We start from the raw sequence: 24,145 nt of genomic DNA on the forward strand, positions 1-24,145 counted from the left end.
TTTAAATAAATTTTCTCCACTCCGAGTCTTCGGTACTGTTGGTCGGCACAATACCAAATTCACTCTTTGCTTAACTCTCTAACAACTCGAAAGCCTGACGATTTTGATCGCCAATCTACGCCCCCACCGCCGCGAACTGCGACTCGTGAAAAGTCCATAGCAAGTGGATAAGCCCCACCTTTTGTAACCCACCTATAACAATCGACGGATCTCGCCATTTCCAAATGCTGGCTGGACGTCGACCAACCTGGGTGCGTCTCTGTCCAGCAGGACATAGTTTTTTCTCCAACGTTCCCCGACATATGTCGTAGGCCCCACGCATTGGCGGCATCAAGCTCCTCTACCCGAACCGGATAGCCACGCCACACCAAGTCCGGTAGCTTTTCGCCAAGCATCTCTTCTGTTGGTTTGGCATGGAAATTTACCTGATCTGTCGTGACCTCTTCCCCTTGTGCAAATGGGGTCTGCGTTCCGGCACGGGCTGCGTATTCCCATTCGGCTTCTGTTGGTAAGCGGTAGGCATCTATCCCAAGCTTCTTGTTCAGCCAGTCCGTGTAGGCCAAAGCGTCCAGGTAAGACACATCATTCACCGGGTGGTTGCCCGTAAGCTGTATGCGTTCAAAACTATTGCCAATGTGGAAGTCTTCGGGGACATAACTGCCACATCCCCCGTCCTCTACACAGGCCATCCATTCATCGCGGGTGATTTCGTTGCGTCCCATGGCGACAGGCAGATCGACCTTTACCAGATGTACCGGTCCTTCATGATGAGCGATATAGGGATCTTCTGGGGTCGCTGGGCGACGGCCTTTTTTGTCCCAGTGAAAGTTCCTTTTGGATTCTCCCGGTGGTCCGCCCATTAAGAACTCACCCAAAGGCAACGCGATCATCTCGGGGCAGACGTCGCATTCCTGAAACAATCCCAGCGGTTCGATCTCTGTTCCGTCGTCTAGATGGTATTCAGCGGATGCTATAACAGCCCAAAACTGCAGGGCTCCTGCAACAGCAGTAAGTCTGAATTTGTTCAAAGGTCATTCCTAGAGTCAGTTGGCTCAAAACAGGTGTTGAGTCGTTGTCGAACAAACTGGAGGGCAACTCAAGGCTGGTAAAAAATATCTGGCAACGGACAAGGCTGCGGAGGCGGGTCGGGCGCGCGCTTGATGCTCTACATCAAGCATTGGTCGAGTAATACACCACACGCCCACAAGCCACCTTAAAACACCCCCCTTGCCTAACCCGTTGATCTCGTTCACACTTACCCTCAAACCGTCATTCAAGAACGACATTTGAGGTTCCGGGCGTCCACGACCCAATGAGACGAACAGATTTTCGAACGGGAGGACGACATGAAAACACTAACCCTCGGGCTGGCCTTTGCCCTGCTGGCCTCACACGCATCTGCGCAGCAGACGCTCAGCCTCGCATCGCCCATTCCAGACGGGGCCGAGACCAAGTTCTGTTATTACAACGGCATGGCCTATTCCGAGGACGCTTTTGTCCTGCTTGTGGGTGACAACACGGTCACAGATACAGTCCGCACGATTCAGGAACGCCTGCTGCGGTGTCACCGTGAGGGCGACGGCTCGCTGAAATGGAAACCACAGAGCACATTCTCAACCAACAACTGATCAGATGGTGGGCACCCTAGCCCACCTTCCCCTCCAGCCAGTCCGCGATCTGTCCGGCAGGTTTCTCCCAGCCGGGCTCCATGAACAGAAAATGCGCGTGGTTTTCTACGGGTAGAAAGGTCGCGCGATCCCCGTACAGGTCCACCAGCGCGCGGCAGGTGTTGGGGTTCACGGCGCGATCCTCGGTGCCCGAGACGACCAGCACCGGGCAATCAACCTTGTCGATTTCCACCTTCACCGCGTGGTGATCGTCGAACATCCAGAAGAACATCTCGAACATCACGCGCCCGCTTTCAGCACCCAATTTGTCGAACACCGCGTGCTGCTGCGCCTCGGGCATCTTGTTCAGCGCAAAGGGGGCCATCAGGTCGAACTCGACCCGCATGGGCTGTTTCCAGAACGCCCCGCCCTCCATCAGTGCGCGCGGGATGGCGCGTTCGTCGTCGGTTTCGGGCAAGCTACCCCACGGTGCGTTCGGGTTGATCAGGACGATGGCACAGGCCAACCCACGCGAGGCCACCTGCTGCGCCACAACCCCGGCAATGGCGTGCCCCAAAATGACGGGTTTACTATCCAATCCCTGCACGAATTCAGCAATATCATTGGTATAATCCATCACGCTGGTATTGGTCAGGCCTGGATCGGGTTCGGCGTTGGGGTCTGCATCGTGATAGCGCAGCGCCGGGGTGTGTACGGTCCAGCCCCGGTCACGGAAGAACCCGGCGTAATCCTGCATGCACCACGGCCCGGCAAAAGCTCCGTGGATCAGAACAATCTCTTTGGTCATGAAATACTCCCTCGCACCCCGCCACTATGAGAGATCAAAAAGGCATTCAGCAAGTTTGTCGTGCAGGCCGCTAAACCGCCAACCCGATCAGTGCGACACCAATGGCCATAAGTACTGCAGACCCCATCCGCCGCATCCAGTTGCCTTCGTGCAAGAAGATGAAACCGATCAGCGCGGCAAAGATCACCGAAGTTTCCCGCAGAGCAGACACCGCGCCCAGAGGGGCGAAGTTTTTGGCATAAAGCACAAGCCCATAGGCCGCCATCGACACCAGCCCACCCAAGAGACCAACCACCCACACTTTGGCAGGTAAATCCGGCAAGATATTGCGCCTGCGGATAGCGACGAACCCGGCGATAAACAAGTGCAGGAATGCCCCCCAAGCCCAGTAGCTGAGTGTATTCCCGGACAACCGCACGCCGATGCCGTCAAACACGGAATAGACTGAAATACATACCCCTGTGCCCAGCGCAAATAGCAGGGCTGACCGCCCCAATCCCGACCGCAGCGCCTTCCAATTGCTGAGCTGGATACCGACGGCAATCAGCGCGATGCCAACCCAGGCCTGTAAGGGCAGCACTTCTCCGACCAGCAGCATCGCCCACAGCGCCACCAGCGCCGGTACAATCCCCCGCGCGATGGGGTAAACAACGCTGAGGTCGCCATGCTGGTAGGCTTTGCCCAACATGAAATAGTACCCGAAATGCACGAAGGTCGAAATCAGGATGTAGGGGATGCTTTCGGCGCTTGGCATCGGCAGCGTCACAACCATGATCGCTCCGGGGATGGCCTGCCCCAACGCGACAAGCCCCATTGTCGTCGTCCGGTCCGCTGCCGACTTAACGATTGCGTTCCACACTGCATGCAACAGCGCAGCCGCCAGAGTCATAGCGACAACAAACGAGGTCACATCCGAACCTTTCGTGAAAAAGCCGGCCCGTCATTCGGGCCGGCAATCTACTGACACACAGTAACGCAGATCACAACGCGGTTTTAAACAACGTGGTCAGGTTGTCCTCGTTCAGTTCGATTGGGTTCCCACCACAAGACGGGTCGATGACCGCACCTTGCACCAGTTCTGGGATGGCGTCCTCGGTTACGCCAAGATCAGACAGTTTGCGTGGAATACCGAGGCTGTCGTTGAACTCCTGAACAAAGGCGCGGAAGCCGTCAAAGCCACCGTCAATGCCCAGGTAGTCCGCCGCCATCTGGAACCGATCGGAAATGGCCGGGGCGTTGAACTCGAGCACTGTGGGCATGCAGACGGCGTTGGTGGTGCCATGATGTGTGTTGAACACTGCGCCAACGGGGTGGCTCATGGCGTGGATCGCGCCCAGCCCCTTTTGGAACGATGTTGCCCCCATCGAAGCCGCGCTCATCATATGCGCGCGGGCCTCAATATCATTCCCGTCAGCATAGGCACGTGGCAGGTATTCCTTGACCAGGCGCATGCCCTCCAGCGCGATGCCCTGCGACATCGGGTGGTAGTGAGGGCTCGAATACGCCTCAACACAATGCGCGAAGGCATCCAACCCCGTACCGGCGGTGATGAACTTCGGCATGCCCACAGTCAGCTCGGGGTCGCAAATCACCACGGCCGGCAAAACCTTGGGGTGGAAGATGATCTTCTTGGCATGGGTTTCGGAATTGGTGATGACGCTGGCGCGGCCCACCTCAGACCCTGTGCCGGCGGTTGTCGGCACCGCGATGATCGGCGCGATGGCATCAGCGTCGGCGCGGGTCCACCAGTCGCCGATGTCTTCGTAATCCCAGACCGGGCGCGTCTGCCCGGCCATGAAGGCAACCATCTTGCCCAGATCCAGCCCCGAGCCACCCCCAAAGGCAATCACCCCGTCATGGCCACCGGCCTTATAGGCAGCAACACCGGCATCGAGGTTCTTTTCATTCGGGTTCGGGTCCACGTCGCTGAACAGACCGCGGCCCAGACCTGCAGCCTCCATGATGTCCAGCGTCGCTGTGGTGATCGGCAGATCGGCCAAGCCCTTATCCGTGACCAGCAGCGGTTTTTTCATTCCCGCAGCGGCGCAGGCCTCGGGCAATTCTTTGATACGGCCAGCGCCGAATTTGATCGCGGTCGGATAGGACCAGTTCCCAACAAGTGTCATGTCAGAGTTTCCTTTAAGATAGTGGCCTGCCTCATCCAGAGGGGTACAAGGCAGGCAGGTCGACCTCAGCCCGTAACCTTTTTCAGATGGTAGGATTTTGGCCGCGTCAGGTTGTGATAGCCGATGACTGACAAGCCGCCGCCGCGCCCGGTATTCTTACACCCGGTCCAGCACAGACCCGGGTCCAGATAATCGGCACGGTTCATGAACACGGTGCCGGTTTCGATCTGATCCCCGACCCGCGCCGCCCGATCCACGTCGCTGGTCCACAGGCTGGCAGTCAGACCAAATTCGCTGTCATTCATCAACTGGATTGCCTCGTCATCCGAGGACACTTTCATAATGCCCACAACAGGCCCAAAACTTTCGTCTCGCATGACGCGCATGTCATGTGTAACGCCTGTCAGAATCTGAGGGGTCAGATACGCACCGCCATCGTCCTCGGGGAATGTGTCAATGTGGGCCACCGCGCCCTGAGCGACCGCCTCGGCAATCTGGGCGCGCACCTCATCGGCAAAGCGCACATTGGCCATCGGGCCCATGGTGGTCTCCGGATCCAGCGGGTTGCCCAGCTTATAGCCTTTCACTACCTCAACCGCCTTGGCGACAAAAGCATCGTAGAGGCTTTCATGCACGTAAATTCGCTCGATCCCGCAGCAGCACTGACCGGCGTTGAACATGGCCCCGTCGATCAGCGTATCGACCGCCGCGTCCAGATCGGCGTCGTCCATGACATAACCCGGGTCCTTGCCACCCAGCTCGGTTCCAACGCCGGTAAACGTGCCCGCCGCCGCGCGCTCCATCGCCTGGCCGCCACCGACCGAACCGGTAAAGTTCACAAAGTCGAACGCGTTGCCCGCGATCAGATCATTGGTCACGTCATGGCTCAGGAATACGTTCTGGAATACGTCCGCAGGCACGCCCGCCGCGTGGAAAGCCTGCGCCATGCGCTCACCCACAAGCAGGGTCTGCGTGGCGTGCTTCAGGATCACCGTGTTGCCCGCAATCAATGCCGGGGCCACCGTGTTGATCGCCGTCATATACGGATAGTTCCAAGGTGCCACGACAAACACCACCCCATGCGGGATACGCTTGATGTAGCGTTTGAAGGTTTCGTCCTCGCTCACCGCTATATCCGCCAGCGTCTCTTCGGCGATCTCTGCCATATGGCTGGCGCGCTCATTAAAGCCACCAAACTCACCGCCATAGCGCACCGGGCGCCCCATCATATGCGCAAGCTCTGGCACGATCTCGTCATTCATCGCACCCACAGCGGCCACGCCCGCCATCACCAGATTGATCCGCTCTTGCAACGGACGCGCCGCCCAACCCGCCTGCGCAGCTTTTGTCTTTCGCGCCACTTCAAACGCTGCCTCGCGCGACAGTGTTTCGCGTTCAGCATATACCGATCCATCAATCGGTGAGACACATTGCAACATCTGCCCCATATTCACTCCACTTCTGAAAGAAACAGGATCCCCTGCTTCATCTGACTAAAAATTTCTTCAGGAGCCGCCGTTGGTACGCCATTGGTTTGAGCGCCAATGGCGGCTGAGCTGGCCCCTTGTTTCCGCCCGCTAAGCCCGCTCGAACCCGCGGGCAATTTCCCAATCCGTCACCACGCGCTCAAACTCCTCGATTTCGACTTCCGCCGCGCGGGCGTAGTGATCGATAACGTCATCGCCCATGGCAGCCCGCAACATCGCCGACCCATGCAACGCATTTCGCGCGTCCTTCAACGTCCCCGGAATCATGCCTGTCTCACCCTGATAGACATCTCCCTTGGTAGGCGGTTGCAACTCCAGACCTTCCTCGATCCCCGCAATCCCGGCCGCCAGCATCCCCGCCATCGCCAGGTAAGGGTTCATGTCCGAGCCGGGGATACGGCATTCCACCCGAACCGCCTTGGTGCCATCGCCACACAGGCGGAACCCGGCGGTGCGGTTATCCACGGACCAGATGATCCGCGTTGGGGCAAAGGTGCCCTTCATGAACCGCTTGTAGCTGTTGATGTACGGGGCCATGAAATACGTGTAATCGGCTGCATATTTCAGCAGGCCCGCCATGTAGTTTTTCATCACCGCTGACATGCCCAGCTCATCCCCCGAGTCGTAAAACGCAGGTTGGCCATCGGCCCACAGCGACTGATGCACGTGGGATGAACTGCCCACCTTGTCGTGACGCCATTTCGGCAGGAAGGTCGCCGCGTGGCCATGCTGCCAGGCGATCTCTTTCACAGCGTTCTTGGCGATCGAATGATACTCGGCCGTTTCCATCGCCGCCGCGTATTTGATATTCAGCTCTTCCTGCCCGGTCTCAGCCTCACCTTTAGAGTTCTCGACCGGTATCCCCGCATCCCAAAGATGGTTGCGGATTGGGCGCATAACATGTTCTTCCTTGGTGGTCTGAAGGATGTGATAATCCTCGTTATAGCCCGAAATTGGCTCCAGATCGCGAAATCCCTCTTTGCGGATCTGGTCAAAGCTTTTCTCGAACAGGAAAAACTCCAGCTCAGTCGCGCACATTGCGTCATAGCCCATCGCCTCCAGACGCTTCACCTGCTTTTTCAGTATCGCACGAGGTGAATGCGGCACTTCTTTGTGGGTGTGGTGATCCAGCACATCGCACATCACCATCGCTGTACCTTCAAGCCACGGAACAGGGCGCAACGTGCTGAGGTCTGGCTTCATGACGTAATCGCCATAGCCCCTTTCCCAACTGGTCGAGGCATACCCATCCGGCGTTGCCATCTCCAGGTCGGTAGCCAGCAGATAGTTGCAGCAATGCGTCTCCTCCCACGCACCCGCAATGAAATGGCCAGCATGGAACCGCTTGCCCATCAATCGACCCTGCATATCCACCATGCAAACCAAAACGGTGTCTACTTCGCCCGCGTCGACCCTGGCCTTCAATTCAGCCAAACGTGTTTCAATGCCCATCCTGGTTTTCCCTCGTTCCATTCTGGGGCCTTGGCCCCATTCTCCCTTTGGCGGACCTCAATCCTCGGCCGCTTCCTTTTCCATTTCCATGACCAGACGCGTTTCCAGAACTTGCCCATTCCGATACAGGATCGGATAGGCAACCGCTGCTATATGGCCGTGCAAGTCCCGCATGGCGCGCAATGTCTCAAGATGCAGATCGCTGGACTGGAAGCTTTCGGTTTGCCCCCGCTCCAGTCGTTTCAAATGCGCCTTGCGGCTGTCGCGCGACAGTCGTTTGACTTCGGCCTTGTCCAGCACCAGCCGACGGGCACAGTCCATGTCGTCGACAAGCAGCACATGCCGCGCCAGTGAGAAGCTCTCAAGGATAGCCGCGTGCATATCCTTGAGTTCTTTCCAACCTTGGGCCGAAAATTCTGAGCGTTCCGTGTGTTTGATCTGCGCTGTGCGTGTCATACGGTTCGACACAACGTCACCCGCGGCTTCCAGACGGATGGCGTATTCCACCAGCCCGCGTGCCGCCTTGATCTGCGCCTTGCTCATGTTCTGGCGCGGCATACGCGCAACATAGCGGCGGATTTCGGTCAGTTGCGCATTCACGCGCTCATCCTGCTGCCACAGGGCAGAAATCGCGTCACTGTCGTCCTGTTCGTAAAGGTCCAGCACTGGGCGAAACATCCGTTCGACCTGAGTGACCATCTGCAACAGCTCATGCCGCACCGAGGACATCGCCACATTCGCCCCCGACGCACCCGGATCACCCAGAGGGCTCAGCGCGCCCGAAAACTGGTCCATCACATTGGTTTCGACCGAAGGTTCAGGCAACAGCGCGGCCATCGGGCCCTCAAGCCAGTTTACAAACCCTGTAGCCAGCAAAAAGACGGCCAGGTTGAACCCTATATGAGCAAAAATCAGCGACTGCCCCGGCCCGGCAATCATCAGCGTGTCCTGTGCGTCGGTCACGTTGACCACGAACAGCATGACAAACGCAGCACTGCCCCGCAGCAGTAAGTTGGCGACAGGAATGCGGCGGGCCGAGACGGTCAGGTCGCGTGTCAGCCAGATCGGGATGAAGGCCGAACCCAGATTGGCCCCAAGCACTAAAGACAACCCGGCCGCAAACGGGATGGCCCCGATCTGTACCAGCGTCACGCACATCAGAATTGTCGCAACCGAGCTATGCATGACAAAGGCCAGCACCGCACCGACAATGAAAGCACTGAAATAATCGGTTTCCAGATAGCCCGCGATCGCTGGAAGAAAGGCGCTTTCCCGGATCGGTTCAACCGCATCGCGCAGGAACTGGAGCGAAACCAGAATAAAGGCCACACCCAGAATGATCCGCCCCATCAGCCGCACATTGGCCCGGTCGGACTTGAGGTATAGCCAGCCCCCCAACGCCAGAAGCACCGGTTGCAGCCAGCCCAGATCGTAAGACAGCACCTGAATGATCAGGGCCGACCCCAGATCAGCCCCAAGCACACCGGCCAGCGCCAGACCAAAGCTGACCATCCCTGCCGCAGCAAATCCTGTGAGCAAAACCGCAACAGCAGCCGAGCTTTGCAAGATCGTGGCCAGAACCATACCGGCGCCACCTGCAACGAAAGTGTTGGAATGTTGAGTCAGGATCGACTGAAACAGCGCGCCAAAGCGTCGCTCGATCCCTGTGCGCACGAGACGCACGGCAAAAAGCAGCAACATCGTCGCTGCAAAGATTTCGATCAAAAAGCCTGCGATGGCCATGTTACAATACCTCAATCATCGGGGTTGCGTCGCGTCGCCCCCGGTATCTGATTTTTGCTTTCAAATAAGTAGTTAGCATACGAGGTGTTGTTTCCATCTGTTCAATCCCGACGCGCTATGTAGACCACACGTCGGGATCAGTGAGCTTTTAACCGTAACGATAAGGCCGACCAGCCTTGAGCATTTCGGCGTTATAGCGTTTGAAGATGTCTACTACTTTCGCCTTGATTTCGGATTCCGCGGCGATTTCATCCCAGAATTTCACCGCTGCCTGCTCAACTGTCGCCCATTCCTCGTCCGGGATAGTTGTCAGTTGCATCTTTGTGCCATTCACACGCAGGTTGGCCTCGCCACCCCAATACCACCATTGGCGATAGTAATGAGACTGATCGCAGCACACCTTGAACAGGGTTTGAAGGTCTTCGGGCAGTTCGTTCCAACGGTCCATGTTGGCAAAGAAGTGGCCTGCCCACGCCCCTGAAATGTTGTTTGTCAGGAAGTAGTTGGTCACATCTGCCCATCCAACAGTGTAGTCTTCTGTGATGCCGGACCATGCCACACCATCAAGTTCACCAGTCTGCACCGCAACTTCGATGTCTTCCCACGGCAATGTCACGGGGACCACGCCGAACTGGCTCAGGAACCGGCCCGCTGTTGGGAAGGTAAAGACACGTTTGCCCTTCATATCCTCCAGCGAATTGATCGGGTCCTTGGTCGCAAAGTGGCAAGGGTCCCAAGCGCCCGCACTGATATGCTTGACGCCAACCTTGGAATATTCCTCGTCCCAGATCTCGTTCAGGCCCCATTGGTTGAACAGTACCGGCACATCCAGCGAGTAGCGCGAGGCAAAGGGGAAATATCCCCCAAAAACAGTCAGCTCCGTCGGCGATGCCATCGAGTCATCATCCGACTGCACCGCGTCGATTGTGCCCTTCTGCATGGCGCGGAACAGTTCACCGGTCGGTACGATCTGATCGGAATAAAACAGCTCGATCTGCATCCGATCACCGGCGATCTTGTTGAACATCTCGATCGCGGGATCAATCACGTGTGCGGCCAGTGCAGGACCGGCATAGGTCTGCATCCGCCATGTGATAGTGTTTTGCGCCAGCGCCGGTGTAGCCAGCGGCGCGGCCGCAACGCCGACCCCCGCTGTTTTCAGAAACTTACGTCTTGTCGTCATGTTATTCTCCTCTCCGTTAAATTTAGCGCGCCCGTTCTCCAGGCATTCTTGTTAGTTTCCATATACATAACCGGGCAGCCAAAGGGCGATTTCCGGGAAAACCATTATGATTGTCAGCGCCAGAACCATCACGCACACGAACGGGCCAATCGAACGATAGATGTCCTTCAGGCTGATCTCGGGCGGGGCCATCGCGCGCATCAGGAACAGGTTGTAGCCGAATGGCGGCGTCATATAAGCGATCTGCGTGGTGATCGTGTACAGCACACCGTACCAGATCAAGTCAAAGTCCAGCGCACCGACCAAAGGTACATAAAGCGGCGCCACAATCACCAGCATCGCAGTATCGTCCAGAAACGTGCCCATGACGATAAAGCTCAGCTGCATCAGGATCAGAATCGTCCACCGTGACAGGCCCAGTTGATCGGTAAACAGATTCTCGATGGCTTTTACGGCACCCAACCCGTCGAACACCGCCCCAAATCCAAGTGCGGCAAGGATAATCCACATGAACATGCAAGAGATCGCCAGCGTCTGCTTGGTGCAATCTTCAAAAATCTTCCATGTCATCCGGCGCTTGACCACCGACACAATCAACGCGGTCAAGGCCCCGATGGCCGAGCTTTCCACCAGTGAAGTCCAACCGTTCACAAACGGCACCATCATCGCGGCAAAGATGACCAGTGGAAGCGCCCCTGCCCCCAGCAGCCGGATTTTCTCGGCCCTGGGCACCTCATGCGCATCTTCCATCGCTGGGCCAAGCTCGGGCTGAATGCGGCAGCGGATCCAGATGTACAGGATGAACAGACCCGCCATCAGCAGGCCCGGAAGAATACCGGCCAACCACAGCTGACCGACAGGCTGGCGCGCGATCATCGCATACAGAACCAGAACCACGGATGGCGGCACGAGTATCCCAAGGCTGGACCCAGCCTGAATAACTCCTGTCACCATGATCTTGTCGTATCCGCGTCGCAGCAACTCGGGCAAAGCAATGGTCGCGCCGATGGCCATACCCGCAACGCTCAACCCGTTCATGGCCGAGACCAAAACCATCAGACCAATCGTGCCGATGGCCAGCCCCCCATTCACCGGCCCCATCCAGACGTGGAACATCCGGTACAAGTCATCCGCCAGACGACTTTCGGACAACACATAGCCCATGAAGATGAACATCGGCAGCGTCAGCAGCGGGTACCATTTCATCAGCTTCATGGCGGCCGAAAAGGTGATATCCTGCCCGCCGGTCCCCCACAGGGCCAGCGCTGCGATGGTGGCAACCGCCCCAATCGCGCCAAAAACACGCTGCCCAGTGAACAGCATCAGCATCATCGACGCGAACATGAAAATGGCGATGTATTCCTGGCTCATGCCCGTGGCACCCCGATTTCTTGCCCGTTGATCCGGGCTATATCTTTGAAAAACTCTGAAATCGCCTGCAGCAGCATCAGGAAAAATCCGAACACCATAATGGCTTTGACTGGCCAGATATACGGGCGCCAAGCGGTGGACGAACGTTCCAGGCGTCCAATCTCTTCGCTGCCTGTGAGCAGGCCGATGAAATAGGACACAGGCTCATCACCCCAATATCCCAGGCTATAAGCCGTTGACCCCAACCCGCCATAGAAAAGAACTCCCAGATACAGGATCAGCAGGATCACGGTGAAAGCATCGAACCATGCTTTTTTGCGCGGGCTCCAGTTGTGATAGAACAGGTCCATTCGTACGTTAGAACCCAGCTGGATCGAATACGGACCGCCCACGATGTAATAGGTCACCATCGCGAACTGCGCCATTTCCAGCGTCCACAGGGACGGCAGGAAAAACGTTTTTGAGATCGAGGACCACAGCAGGATCCCCATCATCACGAACAGCCCCCACATCATGACCCGGCCGATCCGATAGTTTATCGCATCGACCACCCGCACATATGACGCCATTGCCCCGATCACGCCACGCCCCTTTCCTGCAACCCGGTCAGAGTTTCGCTGATCCACGGAACAAGGTGTTCGGCCATTGCCTTTTGTTTTTCCGGCGTGCGGATCAGATCATTGCGAACCTCGATCATCACGTTCATCAGGCCGTGCGGCCATGCCTGAGTGTCCAATGTATGGGCAACCCCGTCTGCTGCCGAATAAGGTTCGTTCAGCCGGGTCTCATAACGTGGACTTAGCGGCACTGCCCCCATCATCGCCTGTGCAAACCGGTCGTCGCGACCGTGCAGGATACCCAGCTCAACCGCCCGCTGCTTGCCGTGGTAAACCGGCGTGAAGCTGTGCATTGTTACCATCAGCTGCAAAGAACGACGGTTTTGTTCGATCTGATCAGCAACAGCACGGGTAAAGGGAACATAAATGCCTTCAACCCGCCCCTGCCTTTCATCAGACGTCATGTTGGCGTTGGCGGGGATCTCGTAATCCTCGCTTCGGGCCGGCATCGCACCTGCGGCTTCGGGTGGTCGATTGCAATCATAGACCAGCCGGGACACGCCGCCATGGACCAATGGCGCAGACATTCGGGCCGCCATATGCTGTGCAACACCCAGCGCACCGGGATCCCAAGCGATGTGGCTGTCCCTTGCTTCGGCTGTCAGCCCCATGTCGCCGAGAAATTCCGGAATTCTATTCGAGGCATGTTCGCACACCAGCAAAACCGAAGGTTCGCTGTCTGTCGTGCCTGTATGAACAACAGTTCCAAAGTCCAAAGTGCTACCTTGCGAATCCGTGAAAAGACGTTTGTGGGAAAAATTTCACATCAAGCATTCACTTGTCAATATTTTTCCTGTACAAATTTCAACACACCATTAAGTCCTGAAAATTTTTTCACGGATCACGTAAAACAATCCAAGGAGGACACATCGGTGCGGTTAACAGACAGGCTGATGGCTCATCGGGACAAGATGACTCCGTCCGAGAGACAGTTGCTAAGTGTCTTGCTGGATGACTACCCAATGGCAGGTCTTGGCAGCATCACCGAACTGGCCAGTACTGCCTCGGTCTCGACGACCACGGTGGCACGGATGCTGCAGAAAACCGGTTTTGACGGCTACCCGCAGTTTCAGGCCGCCCTGCGCGGCGAGGTTAAAGAGATGATCTCGGACCCGATCGCCAAGCGGGACGTCTGGCAGAACGACCTGCCCGAAGAGCACATCCTGAACCGGTATTCCCAACAAGCGCTTGCCAACCAGAAGCGCACGATTGATGAGGTCGATCCCAAAGAATTCGACAGTCTTTGCAACCTTCTCAGCGATCCCAACCGGCGTATCTTCATAACCGGCGGTCGCATCACTGGTACGCTGGCGCAATATCTCTACCTGCACCTGCAAATGATCCGCCCCGACATACGGCTGTTGCCGTTTGCTGCATCCTGGACACATGACCTGCTGGATGTCCGCAAGGATGACGTGTTGATCGCGCTGGATGTGCGGCGCTATGAAAACTCGACCATGTTGATCGGGCAGCTCTGTCAGGAGCGTGAGGCCGAGATCGTTCTGTTCACGGACCAATGGCGCTCGCCCATTCACCAGTTGGCCAAACACACCTTTGCTGCGCGAATTGCGGTGCCGTCTGCGTGGGACTCGATGGCTGCCATCGTGATGCTGCTGGAATGCGTAATCGCCGAAGTTCAGGAACGTCTATGGGATTCGGTCAAAGAGCGTACAGATGAGCTGGAACAAGCCTTTGACCGCACCAAGCTGTTTCGGAAATTCGGCCAAAGTACTGGCTCTTAACCCCGTATTTCTTACAACTGAACGTGAGGAGTGTTGCCAGCACCCCCGCGGGTGGTCACTTTGTAATCATGACATTTGTGACCGAAAACCAGCTGCCCTTGCTTATCCTGTTCTTTCTGGCCGGATCGGTTGGCACCGCGTTCCTGTTCCGCAAGCCTGCCGGGCATCGGGCGTGGAAACTGGCGGATCTGGTCTGGGTCGTTCTGGGCGGCATAGGTGCGCTGGTGGCAGTTCTGGCTGGACTTTACGCATCGGACAGCTCGCGTTTGGATCGGCAGATCGACGTTGCCTATGCCGCGACACTGGCATTTGATCGCGACGCGGCGCGCTTTCGGCTGCGGTTTTGTGATCCCGCTTATGATCCGGATACCGCCGTGTTGTGCGACAAGGTAGAGTTCCTGTCTGCTTCAACCGCCAGCAATGCTGACCTGCCTCTTTTCATCGAAGTGACCAACGAGGTCGCACCACTGCAAGGGTTGCGGTTTCTGTTGGGGCAACGCGCGAAAGAGGAACAGGACGACATGCGCGCCATGGCGGCCAAGGCGGACGCATTCAGCATTGATCAGTTTCTTGTATTCACCACGCTCGACGACGAAACTCAAACTGCCATCGACAATATGCGCCGCAAAGTTCCTGCAATCGCAGGGGACTATCTGATCCTTGCCCAAAGCTATGACGATCTGGTCGCGCAGGTTGGGAAATTGAAACATGAATGGGAATACTTGCAGGCCAACGCACATATTCTGGTGTTGCAGATCATTGCCCTTTGTCTGGTCAGTTTCGCCGCGCCGTTCCGTTTGGGGAAATCCCTGGCCGAGCTGCGCATGACACTCAGCGCCGATACGCCTGCGCCAACCGCTCGGGATCAGCACCCAGAAAATACCGGGTCAGAGTCCACAGGTTCCGCGCGCCCCGACGAACCCACCCTGCCCGAGCATAGCGATCAGCACTCGTAATAGCGCGTGCTTTCAACAAGATAACACCACGCAGGGTGCGTATCAGCGCAACGTCTTCCATCAAGGGCTGATCCGGGAAGCCACCGGCCTTTAGGTAGGTTCGACGCGGAACCAACAGCCCCTGATCCCCATAGGGCAACCCAAACGCTCGGCTGCGCAGATTGGCCCAGCCCGCAACCCACGCCGGACCGAACCCTGTCGCACCAAAAGCCAACCGAAAAGCGGCAGGGTTGCCCGAGGGCAGATGTTCGGCAACCTCTGTGCTCCACCCCTCCTGCAATACCGTGTCCGCGTGCAGAACCAACAGCCAATCCCCTTTGGCAACCGCGCATCCTCGCCGCAACTGTCCACCGCGTGACGGCGGGCCGGTTACGATCTCAGCCCCTGCCTCATCCGCGATTTCAAGCGTTTGATCCGTCGACCCCCCATCTGTAACGATCAACTCGCGAATCAACCCCGCGTGCAGCCCCTCGATCAGCGCCTGAAGGGTTGCGGGCAATGCTTCGCCCGCATTCAGGGTCGGGATGACGATGCTGATTGGTGCAGGCAAGGCGGATACCCTCTGGTCATGTCGGCGGGAACTCCTATATCACGGGTCCGAAGGAAAAGACGAGGACCACCCAATGCCCACTCGCCGCATCTTGCGCCTCAGCGGCGCAGACACTGACAGCTTTCTGCAAGGGCTGGTCACCAATGATATCGCGGGGATGGAAAACGGTCTGGTCTATGCCGCTCTGCTGACCCCTCAGGGCAAGTATCTGGCGGATTTCTTTCTGAAGCGCGGTGAAGAGTCGGTGCTGTTGGATGTTGCCGAAGATATCGCGGATGGGCTGGCCAAGCGACTGGGCATGTACAAGCTGCGAGCCGATGTCCGTATCGAGGACAGCGGCCTGAACCTGCAGCGCGGGACTGGCCCTGCCCCCGATGGTGCCCTGCCCGACCCCCGCCATCCGGATATGGGGTGGCGGGCTTACACAGCCGATGCCGAAGACGATGACGGCACGGATTGGAACGCGATCCGCGTGCTCCACTGCATTCCCGAAACCGGTATCGAGCTGACACCGGACAGCTACATCCTTGAATCCGGGTTCGAGGCTTTGAACGGCGTTGATTTCAAAAAGGGTTGCTATGTCGGGCAGGAAGTCACGGCGCGGATGAAACACAAGACCGAGCTCCGCAAAGGTCTACGAATTGTCCGGGTTGATGGCGTGGCACCTGTGGGTACAGATATCACATCCGATGGCAAACCTGCAGGAACCCTGTTCACTCAGTCCAATGGTCGGGGAATTGCCTATCTGAGACTGGATCGTGCAAAGGGCGACCTGCAGGCTGAAGGGGCCACCATTACCCTTGAAAACTAATATGTTGCCTATCCGGCACGGCCGAACCTGCGACCTTTACCATACAGTTTGAACAAGCCGTTTGGCGCTGTCACACTGGCCGTGGTTCATGAACGGATGCGCATATGTTTCAACTGTACCGGGCAATCTGGCGCGTCAGCGCCGGGCGTCAAATCATCCTTATCATTTTGTCCTTAGCCATTGCAGCCCTAGCTGCGGTGCCGCTTGAATTTCAACGCGACATCATTAATCACCTCACCTCGGACGATATCGCCTCCGAGAGGTTGATCTATCTGGGAACGGGCATGATGTCCGTGATCCTCCTCAGCCTCGCATTGAAATGGCTGCTGGGTTATCGCGCCGGGACGCTGGGCGAGGATATTATCCGGTTGATCCGCCGACGGCTTTTGCTGCGTGCGTCCGACGTGAAGCAAACCGGCGAGACAGTGCGCAAAGGCACCATGACCACCGCGATTTCCGCTGAGGCGGAAGAGTTGGGCAAATTCGCCGGTGGTGCCTTTTCTGATCCGGTCGTACAGATCGGAACGCTGATCAGCGTGATTGGCTATATCTCATCGACCCAACCCGGGCTGGGCATGATCGCCTTATCAATGATCGTGCCTCAGATCATCATCGTGCTGATTTCGCAGCGCAAAGTGAACATCTTTGTGGCCGAACGTGTCCGCATCCTGCGCAGTTCTACCGACAGGCTGACTATCGAGGACATAGACGCTGTGGCACGCGACGTCGAAGCGCAGTTCGACGATATCTACAACACTCGACGCCGGATGTTTCTATGGAAGCTATCCGCCAAATTTCTCCTGAGTGTGATAAACGGCGCGGGCACGGTCGGTGTGCTGATGCTGGGCGGCTATCTGGTTCTGAACGGCAAAACGGATGTCGGCACCGTTGTAGCCGCAACTAGCGGGCTTGGTCGCATTCAAGGCCCCACTGCGTTCCTGATCGCCTTTTACCGGCAAGTCAGCGCAAACCGCATAAAATACGAACTGATGTTGGAACTGTTCGGCCCCAATCCCGAAAAATACCGGAAAATGCAAGGGACCAGATAAAAAAGACCGCGCGGCCCAGGCCAACGCGGTCTTCAAACGGTTCCAAGCGGCGCAGGGTTAAGCGCGCTCGGAATATTCCATGGATTCTGTGTTCACCACGATCATTTCGTCCTGCCCGATGAACGGCGGAACCATGACCTTCACACCATTATCCAGGATCGCGGGCTTGAACGAGTTTGCGGCGGTCTGACCTTTGACCACCGGCTCGGTCTCAACGATCTTGCAGGTCACTTTCTGCGGCAGCGTGGCGTTCAGCGCCTCGCTTTCATAAAATTCGACAACGATGGTCATGCCGTCCTGCAGAAACGGGCGGCGCTCGCCCAGCAGCTCGGCAGGCAGTTCGATCTGCTCATAGGTCTCAGAGTCCATGAAGACAAGCATGCCGTCGGATTCGTACAGGAACTGCTGATCCTTCTGCTCGAGGCGCACGCGCTCGACCTTGTCGGCCGACCGGAAACGTTCGTTCAGCTTCGAGCCGTTGCGCAGGTTGCGCAACTCGACCTGCGCAAAAGCACCGCCTTTACCGGGCTTTACGTGATCCACCTTAACAGCCGCCCACAGCCCGTCGTTATGTTCAAGCACATTGCCGGGGCGAATTTCGTTCCCATTTATCTTGGGCATGACATAAATCCTTCACAAACGGTTGATGCATCAGTTGACGCCCCTATATCTGGCGGGACCACACCTGACAAGACAACGACACCTAGTGCTGCACTTGCAGCAAGCCATGCAAATGACGCAACGCAACTATGCATTTTAGCTGTATCCGAATCGCAGCTAATAGGTCATAAGGACCGTCACGCCGAAAATGCAAGAGCAAGAACAACAAGGAAGACGAGATGAGAGATTTCGTTGACGGCACTGCCTTTAATAACGAGCAAGGCAATCGTGCACGTAAACTCTTTGCAGCCGTTGTACTGGCTGCTTTGGATGACGCAATTGCTGATGACAAGAAATATGGCAATGGCCCTGAACAGATCGCCCGCTGGGCACGCTCGCGCGATGGCCGCGAGGTTCTGTCCTGCGCGGGTATCGACCCGAACGAGAGGGTCGTTGGCGGACTGATGGAGTTCGTTGGACGTGGCGTGCGCACCTCGGTCGCTTTGTCGCGTGAAGAAAGCGAGCGCCGCAACGCCGCTCAGCAAGCTGAAGCCGCCTAGTCTACGGCGACTTCCGGAGGAAAAAACGCGCTCCCGTCAGAACGGGGCGCGTTTTTCTTTTGGCCCTCAGAAGAACAAGAGCCACTGGCGGGCAACCCAGATTTCGGCCGCCAACAGAACTGCAAAAAACAGCTTGGCCGAGATGGTCAGCCCTCTGTTCCAAAGCACCACGTAAGAGCCCGTACAAACGACGATGGATATCGGGGCGATCCAAAGGGCGTGATGGGCGTTGTCCCAATAACTGACAGGGCTGTGAAACACCCAATCGCTCAGCGGCCAGAATTGCGGGCGCCCGTCGCCTGCGTGCAGCAGGAAATCCATCGACAGGTGCAAAAGTCCTGCCGACGCGGCGATGGTCAGAAACCGCCAACCACGCCATACCCCAAGGGCCAATGCCACCCCCCACAGGATGAACGAATTGTCGATGGCAAACACCGTTTGCCAGGCGGACGAAAAGTATAACTGCCCAAACACCACCTGCTCGGGAATGCCCAAAAGGAACAGAGACGTTCCAGCCATCACGTATAGCGACAGGTCTGGCAACAATGATCCCAACAGCGCCGCCCACAAAATCCGCCCCTTGGCTGGGCGCGCAAAGGCTGCGGCACCGATCAAAAGATGCGCGGGCGTGTTCATCCGGGGCTTTCCCTTTGGCTTCAAATCAGGTCATGTGCGCGTCAGGGTATAGGAGACGGCCATGGTACGCGCCATCATGATTCAGGGGACCGGCAGCAACGTTGGTAAATCGGTTCTGGTGGCCGGTCTAGCGCGGGCGTATACCCGGCGGGGTCTGAGGGTGGCACCGTTCAAGCCGCAAAACATGTCGAACAACGCGGCGGTGACCGAAAACGGTGGTGAGATTGGCCGCGCGCAAGCCCTGCAAGCGCGCGCTGCCATGCGCCCGACACACACAGACATGAACCCGATCTTGCTGAAACCTGAAACTGACACGGGAGCGCAGATTATCGTACAGGGCCAACGTGCGGGTACGATGAAGGCCGGGGATTACCGTAATGACAAGTCCAAATTACTTGGTGCTGCACTCGATAGCTTTGACCGGCTGTGCGGTGACGCTGATCTGGTTTTGATCGAAGGGGCTGGCAGCCCGGCGGAAACCAATCTGCGCAACGGTGATATCGCCAATATGGGCTTTGCTTGCGCTGCCGGGGTGCCTGTGGTTCTGGTCGGCGATATCCACCGTGGCGGCGTCATTGCTCAGATCGTGGGCACACAAGCCGTTCTGGAAGATGACGATCAGGCCATGATTCAGGGATTTGCCGTCAACCGGTTCAAGGGGGATGTGTCCCTGTTCGACGAAGGGCGGGATGATATCGCCGCGCGCACCGGCTGGCCCTGCCTTGGGGTGGTTCCGTGGTTCAATGACGCGTGGAAACTGCCAGCTGAGGACATGATGGACATCCGCTCTCATTCAGGCGGCGCGTGTAAAGTCGTTGTGCCTCAGTTAGAGAGGATGGCCAATTTCGACGATCTCGATCCGCTGTCGGCCGAACCCGGTGTCACGGTCGAGGTCATCCCCGCAGGACGCCCCCTGCCCGGAGACGCTGATCTAGTGTTGCTGCCGGGTAGTAAATCCACCATCGGCGATCTGGCTTATTTCCGGGCCCAAGGCTGGGATATAGACCTGTACGCCCATGTCCGCCGAGGTGGCCACGTACTGGGGCTGTGCGGGGGTTATCAGATGCTGGGCAAAACCATCGACGACCCAGATGGCGTTGACGGACATCCAGGCACGGTCGAGGGTCTGGGGCTGTTGGATGTGACCACCGTGATGGCTGGTAAAAAGCAGGTCACATTGCGCACCGCGCGCACTGTTCCGGGCAATGAACCCGTCACGGGGTACGAAATACACATGGGTCGGACCGAAGGTCCCGATTGCGCCCGCGCCTGGCTTGAGATTGAAAACCGACCGGAAGGCGCATCCGACCGCTCAGGCCGCATACGGGGAAGCTACCTGCACGGTATATTCTCATCCGACGCCTTCCGTGCCCGCTATCTGGAACAGCTGGGCGCGACATCAGGCATTTCCTACGAGGATGGGGTAGAGGAAACGTTGGACGCTTTGGCAGACCATCTGGAGACACATATGGATCTGGATCGCCTTTTGGCGACAGCGAAGCCCCCCAAACGGCCGTAGCGTTTAGACCAGCTTTTGCTCAGCCAGAGCGCGGGAAATTTCGCGTCTCACCATCTTACGTACATTGCGGGTGATACGCTGACCCAAAACGCCTTGCAGCTCTTCCCGAACGACCTGAGCAATCAAGGCACGCAACGCCTCTTCGTCCATGGTCAGCTCAACTTGCTGAGCCTGAGAATCGGATTCACCTGTCGCTTCGGTGATCGACGCGCGCTGCCCTCGGATAAAGGTCGCTTTCATGGCGGTTTCCTCCTCATCATCGTCGTCGTCATTTTTGACATCAACGATGTTGAACTCTTCTTCCGCCCCCCACACTAGCGTCGCATTGGATGTACCTGCATAGGCGTCATCGCTGTCGCCATCGGGTTCCCACTGATCTTCGGTTTTGGCGATTGCCGCTTCCAATGCTTCGATTTTTGCACTCAGGCTAACGGAAGGGGTATCTTCTGGTTTTGCTTTCGCTACCTGTTCGACGGCAGGTTCAGCATGATTGACGATATCGCAGGTCCGCAGAAGCATCGGCTTGACCGAATCTTCTGCCCTATAGGGCAGTTCAGGTGAATCGGGATGTTCATCAACAGCCACCGGTTCGCCGACACGCAGGGCGTCGGTCAATACCAGCCTTCCGGGTTTTCGCGCGATGGATGTGGACAGCAACCCCGGAATTTTCCGCTCTTCTTCGCTGACCAACCGCTTGATCGAGGACAACACATCCTCGATCCCCGCTTTTACGACTTTGTCCGTCATTGTTCTCTACCGCTCTAACCTTACAAGCGAGTGTAGCCAAACAATTCAGACCCCACAACAGGCAGTATTAGTCGTCAGTCGCGACGCAACGCCTTGAGGACGCGATCCAGATCCCGGCTTTGTCTGCTGACCTGTGCCGGAGCTTTCTTGACCAGGTTATAGTACAGGGTCGGATCATAGATCTGAACGGCCAGACCCAGACGCTCGGCCGTCAGCAGGCCTTGCGCCTGCAACAGCTGATATGCAGCACGCGAACGTTCCACCCGCGAACCGACTTCGGCCAGTTGCGCGTCAAGCAAGTCCTGCTGAGCGTTCAGAACGTCCAGCGTGGTCCGCGCACCCAAAGTCGCCTCTTCCCGAATGCCATCAAACGCAACCTGCGAGGCACGAACCCGCTCGGTCGAGGCCCGCAGACTGGCCGAAGCCGCCTGAAAACCGGCGTAAGCATCTGCAACACCCTGAGTGATATCTTTCTGCACGTTCAACAAGTTGGCACGCGACGCGTCCCGCGTTGCCATCGCACGGCGCACGTTTGCAGCCAAACGGCCACCGGCATAAATCGGCTGGTTCAAGCTCAGCGCAATGGCCGCGTCTTCAAGGCTGTCGTCATTGTCATAGCTTTCGCGGATACCCGCGTTGGCGTTCAGGCTGACATTCGGCCCAAGGTTGGCACGTTCCTGCTGAACGACCAGGTCTAAGGCCCGCACCTGATGCTGTGCCGACAGGATCGAGGGGTGATTGCGTTGCGCCAAGCTAACAGCTTCGGCTTCGGACCGCGGCAGGTTCGGCAGGCTGGGCTGACCAGCTGTTCGCCCGGGGGCCTTCCCGACCGCGTTGACATATTCGGCCTGCGCTTGTGTCAGAAATCCGCGAGCAACCGCCAAGTCAGCTTGCGAACTGGCAAGCTGCGCCTCGGACAGTGCGACGTCAGTGCGCGTAACTTCGCCGACATCAAACCGATCCTGTGACGCCCGGAGTTCTTCTGCCGACACGTCAACGTTGTTCAACCGGATCGAAACGGTCTCTTCCTGCAGCAAGACGTTCAGATAGGCGTTGGCCGCACGAAACAAAACGACCTGTTCAACATCAAGCAGCGTTTGCCGCGTGGACAGTACGGTTTCCTGTGCCGCTTGCTTGCCCAACACGGCAAAGCCGCCGTTGTAAATCAACTGGCTCAGCGTGAGGCCGGTGAAAAAGTTAGAGGGTTCACTCCGAGTGACGCCCGGATTGATCCCGCTAGTGGTCGAGGACCTGCTATAGGCCTGGCTGACTTCAACCGTCCAGTTGACGATCGGACGCAGTGCCGACAGTGCGATGGCAACGTCTTCATCCGCTGCGCGCAGCAACGCGCGGTTCTGCTCCAAAAGACCGCTGGTATTGTACGCTCCGATAAATGCGTCGGTCAGGTTATCAGCCCATACCGCCCGCCCTGGCATTGCACTCAGCGCCAAACCCGCTGTCAGCGCCAATGCCTTAACAATCCCCCGCCCTGTTGATGCACGCATAACGAAATCCTTCTCAAATCAAAATTACGCTGCCCTGAGCGTAGTTTGCGCGTATGTTTTCAACTAATCAAGGCAGCAGAATAATATGCAATCAAACTATAGCGAAAATGCACACTCGGCGGAAAATGCCTGCAAAACCGGCGCATTGGCGTTGAATGCATGACGCCACGTCACCCGATCACCTGATTTATGCCCGATCCGAACGGTTCCAAGCTCTCCGTCCACGAAAAGACAAGCAATGCGTCCATGATCCTTCAATTGCGCGGTCAGCGCTTCGGGCACCTGTTCAACCCCACCCTGAATCATGATGACGTCATAAGGCCCGTGCTCGGTCGCGCCTTGCTCTAGTGGCCCCACATGCACAATCGCGTTGTCGGCGTCTGCTTCCATCAGGATCGTCTGAGCTTCGGACGCCAGGGCCTCATCCTCTTCGACGGCAACAACCAACTGCGCCATACGCGCCGCGACGGCGGTCGAATACCCCAGGGTCGGAGCGATATCCAATACGACCTCGTCATTTGAGATATTCAGCACGTCCAGCATTTTGGCCAACGTCCGCGGCTCCAGAAGACAACGCCCGCCACCGAACTCGATCACACCTTCTGCATAGGCTGCTTCGCGCTGAGAGTCCGGCACGAAATTTTCCCGCTGCACGGTTAGCATTGCATCAATGATAGGAAATTTCGTCACATCAGAGGGCCGGACTTGCGTATCAACCATCGTACGGCGCCGGGTTGCGAAATCAGTCATTGGATCGCTCACTTTAATCCCAAGTATGCCGGGCTTGTGCCACATCCAGACGAAACCGGCAACGGCTCTGGCGATGAAAGTTGCGCCTGAATGCAAGAACTTCGGGCACCGCCGAGATACATCGAGATGCGCGGATCAGGATTTTTACAACCTACCCTCTGGACGCCTTATGCGAAAGGTGTTAAAACGCCTGCCACACCACAGCAAGTATTTGATTTTACTTGAAAAGGCGAGTTGGCGGAGTGGTGACGCAGCGGATTGCAAATCCGTGTACACCGGTTCGATTCCGGTACTCGCCTCCACTCCCCTTAACTGACAGTCGTTCT

The 24,145-nt window shown here is 57.2% G+C and carries 23 protein-coding genes and 1 tRNA gene; 7 read left to right on the forward strand and 17 right to left on the reverse strand.

Annotation, left to right across the window (positions count from 1 at the left end; translation table 11 throughout):
* Positions 1 to 59 precede the first annotated feature (59 nt).
* Complete coding sequence (locus tag ACR0IY_RS05230) at positions 60 to 1,028, reverse strand: formylglycine-generating enzyme family protein (protein ID WP_480670919.1); 969 nt, start codon at positions 1,026 to 1,028, stop codon at positions 60 to 62.
* A gap of 318 nt (positions 1,029 to 1,346) precedes the next feature.
* Here ACR0IY_RS05230 and ACR0IY_RS05235 point away from each other — a divergent pair, with 318 nt between their 5' ends.
* Complete coding sequence (locus ACR0IY_RS05235; RefSeq protein WP_480670921.1) at positions 1,347 to 1,628, forward strand: DUF1496 domain-containing protein; 282 nt, start codon at positions 1,347 to 1,349, stop codon at positions 1,626 to 1,628.
* Between the two features lie 16 nt (positions 1,629 to 1,644).
* Here the strand turns inward: ACR0IY_RS05235 and ACR0IY_RS05240 are convergent, their stop codons facing one another.
* From ACR0IY_RS05240 to ACR0IY_RS05285, 10 genes are all read right to left on the reverse strand, one after another.
* On the reverse strand, positions 1,645 to 2,415 hold the full coding sequence (locus tag ACR0IY_RS05240) for an alpha/beta hydrolase (RefSeq protein ID WP_480670923.1): 771 nt from the start codon (positions 2,413 to 2,415) through the stop codon (positions 1,645 to 1,647).
* A gap of 70 nt (positions 2,416 to 2,485) precedes the next feature.
* Positions 2,486 to 3,325 carry an EamA family transporter gene (locus tag ACR0IY_RS05245; protein ID WP_480670925.1) on the reverse strand — a complete coding sequence of 280 codons (840 nt, stop codon included), beginning with the start codon at positions 3,323 to 3,325 and terminating at the stop codon, positions 2,486 to 2,488.
* 70 nt (positions 3,326 to 3,395) lie between these two features.
* Positions 3,396 to 4,541 carry an iron-containing alcohol dehydrogenase gene (locus tag ACR0IY_RS05250; RefSeq protein ID WP_480670927.1) on the reverse strand — a complete coding sequence of 382 codons (1,146 nt, stop codon included), beginning with the start codon at positions 4,539 to 4,541 and terminating at the stop codon, positions 3,396 to 3,398.
* A 65-nt stretch (positions 4,542 to 4,606) separates the two neighbouring features.
* A complete protein-coding gene (locus ACR0IY_RS05255) occupies positions 4,607 to 5,989 on the reverse strand; it encodes an aldehyde dehydrogenase family protein (RefSeq protein WP_480670929.1) in 1,383 nt (460 codons plus the stop codon).
* 129 nt (positions 5,990 to 6,118) lie between these two features.
* Positions 6,119 to 7,480: a glutamine synthetase family protein gene (locus ACR0IY_RS05260; RefSeq protein ID WP_480670931.1), complete on the reverse strand. Its 1,362-nt coding sequence runs from the start codon at positions 7,478 to 7,480 to the stop codon at positions 6,119 to 6,121.
* 57 nt (positions 7,481 to 7,537) lie between these two features.
* On the reverse strand, positions 7,538 to 9,223 hold the full coding sequence (locus tag ACR0IY_RS05265) for a Na/Pi cotransporter family protein (protein WP_480670933.1): 1,686 nt from the start codon (positions 9,221 to 9,223) through the stop codon (positions 7,538 to 7,540).
* Between the two features lie 148 nt (positions 9,224 to 9,371).
* The gene (locus tag ACR0IY_RS05270; protein ID WP_480670935.1) at positions 9,372 to 10,406 is read right to left on the reverse strand and encodes a TRAP transporter substrate-binding protein; all 1,035 of its coding nucleotides are present in this window, start codon (positions 10,404 to 10,406) and stop codon (positions 9,372 to 9,374) included.
* A gap of 51 nt (positions 10,407 to 10,457) precedes the next feature.
* Positions 10,458 to 11,777, reverse strand: coding sequence for a TRAP transporter large permease (locus tag ACR0IY_RS05275; protein WP_480670937.1), 1,320 nt, complete (start codon positions 11,775 to 11,777; stop codon positions 10,458 to 10,460).
* Positions 11,774 to 12,346, reverse strand: a complete 573-nt coding sequence (locus ACR0IY_RS05280) for a TRAP transporter small permease subunit (protein ID WP_480671151.1) — start codon at positions 12,344 to 12,346, stop codon at positions 11,774 to 11,776. Before ACR0IY_RS05280 ends, ACR0IY_RS05275 begins: the two co-directional genes overlap by 4 nt.
* 8 nt (positions 12,347 to 12,354) lie before the next feature.
* Entirely contained in the window at positions 12,355 to 13,110 is a 756-nt protein-coding gene (locus tag ACR0IY_RS05285) for an N-formylglutamate amidohydrolase (protein ID WP_480670938.1), read from the reverse strand.
* Positions 13,111 to 13,266: 156 nt separating this feature from the next.
* Here ACR0IY_RS05285 and ACR0IY_RS05290 point away from each other — a divergent pair, with 156 nt between their 5' ends.
* The gene (locus tag ACR0IY_RS05290) at positions 13,267 to 14,136 is read left to right on the forward strand and encodes a MurR/RpiR family transcriptional regulator (RefSeq protein WP_480670940.1); all 870 of its coding nucleotides are present in this window, start codon (positions 13,267 to 13,269) and stop codon (positions 14,134 to 14,136) included.
* A gap of 831 nt (positions 14,137 to 14,967) precedes the next feature.
* Here the strand turns inward: ACR0IY_RS05290 and ACR0IY_RS05295 are convergent.
* The gene (locus tag ACR0IY_RS05295; protein WP_480670942.1) at positions 14,968 to 15,642 is read right to left on the reverse strand and encodes a TIGR04283 family arsenosugar biosynthesis glycosyltransferase; all 675 of its coding nucleotides are present in this window, start codon (positions 15,640 to 15,642) and stop codon (positions 14,968 to 14,970) included.
* Positions 15,643 to 15,715: 73 nt separating this feature from the next.
* On the opposite strand from ACR0IY_RS05295, the gene ygfZ reads away from it, so the two are divergent.
* Together ygfZ and ACR0IY_RS05305 are read left to right on the forward strand one after the other, a co-directional pair.
* Positions 15,716 to 16,453, forward strand: coding sequence for a CAF17-like 4Fe-4S cluster assembly/insertion protein YgfZ (gene ygfZ, locus ACR0IY_RS05300; RefSeq protein WP_480670944.1), 738 nt, complete (start codon positions 15,716 to 15,718; stop codon positions 16,451 to 16,453).
* A 104-nt stretch (positions 16,454 to 16,557) separates the two neighbouring features.
* Positions 16,558 to 17,502, forward strand: a complete 945-nt coding sequence (locus ACR0IY_RS05305; protein ID WP_480670946.1) for an ABC transporter transmembrane domain-containing protein — start codon at positions 16,558 to 16,560, stop codon at positions 17,500 to 17,502.
* Between the two features lie 57 nt (positions 17,503 to 17,559).
* Here ACR0IY_RS05305 and efp read toward each other — a convergent pair whose 3' ends face one another.
* Positions 17,560 to 18,123 (reverse strand): elongation factor P, encoded by a 564-nt coding sequence (gene efp / locus ACR0IY_RS05310; RefSeq protein WP_170349189.1) that lies wholly within the window; start codon positions 18,121 to 18,123, stop codon positions 17,560 to 17,562.
* Between the two features lie 218 nt (positions 18,124 to 18,341).
* Between efp and ACR0IY_RS05315 the strand changes: the two genes are divergently transcribed.
* Positions 18,342 to 18,662, forward strand: a complete 321-nt coding sequence (locus ACR0IY_RS05315) for a DUF6280 family protein (protein WP_008757056.1) — start codon at positions 18,342 to 18,344, stop codon at positions 18,660 to 18,662.
* Positions 18,663 to 18,728: 66 nt separating this feature from the next.
* Here the strand turns inward: ACR0IY_RS05315 and ACR0IY_RS05320 are convergent, their stop codons facing one another.
* The gene (locus tag ACR0IY_RS05320) at positions 18,729 to 19,298 is read right to left on the reverse strand and encodes a cobalamin biosynthesis protein CobQ (protein ID WP_480670948.1); all 570 of its coding nucleotides are present in this window, start codon (positions 19,296 to 19,298) and stop codon (positions 18,729 to 18,731) included.
* A 61-nt stretch (positions 19,299 to 19,359) separates the two neighbouring features.
* On the opposite strand from ACR0IY_RS05320, the gene ACR0IY_RS05325 reads away from it, so the two are divergent.
* Positions 19,360 to 20,817 carry a cobyric acid synthase gene (locus tag ACR0IY_RS05325; RefSeq protein WP_480670950.1) on the forward strand — a complete coding sequence of 486 codons (1,458 nt, stop codon included), beginning with the start codon at positions 19,360 to 19,362 and terminating at the stop codon, positions 20,815 to 20,817.
* Between the two features lie 3 nt (positions 20,818 to 20,820).
* Here ACR0IY_RS05325 and ACR0IY_RS05330 read toward each other — a convergent pair whose 3' ends face one another.
* The 3 genes from ACR0IY_RS05330 to ACR0IY_RS05340 form a co-directional block, all read right to left on the reverse strand.
* Entirely contained in the window at positions 20,821 to 21,564 is a 744-nt protein-coding gene (locus ACR0IY_RS05330; RefSeq protein WP_480670952.1) for a hypothetical protein, read from the reverse strand.
* 74 nt (positions 21,565 to 21,638) lie between these two features.
* On the reverse strand, positions 21,639 to 23,069 hold the full coding sequence (locus ACR0IY_RS05335) for a TolC family outer membrane protein (RefSeq protein WP_480670953.1): 1,431 nt from the start codon (positions 23,067 to 23,069) through the stop codon (positions 21,639 to 21,641).
* A gap of 96 nt (positions 23,070 to 23,165) precedes the next feature.
* Positions 23,166 to 23,819 (reverse strand): protein-L-isoaspartate O-methyltransferase family protein, encoded by a 654-nt coding sequence (locus ACR0IY_RS05340; RefSeq protein ID WP_480670955.1) that lies wholly within the window; start codon positions 23,817 to 23,819, stop codon positions 23,166 to 23,168.
* A 228-nt stretch (positions 23,820 to 24,047) separates the two neighbouring features.
* Here ACR0IY_RS05340 and ACR0IY_RS05345 point away from each other — a divergent pair.
* Positions 24,048 to 24,121: transfer RNA gene (locus ACR0IY_RS05345), tRNA-Cys, on the forward strand.
* Positions 24,122 to 24,145: the final 24 nt, after the last annotated feature.

The sequence above is a fragment of the Ruegeria sp. BC1 genome (assembly GCF_056539305.1).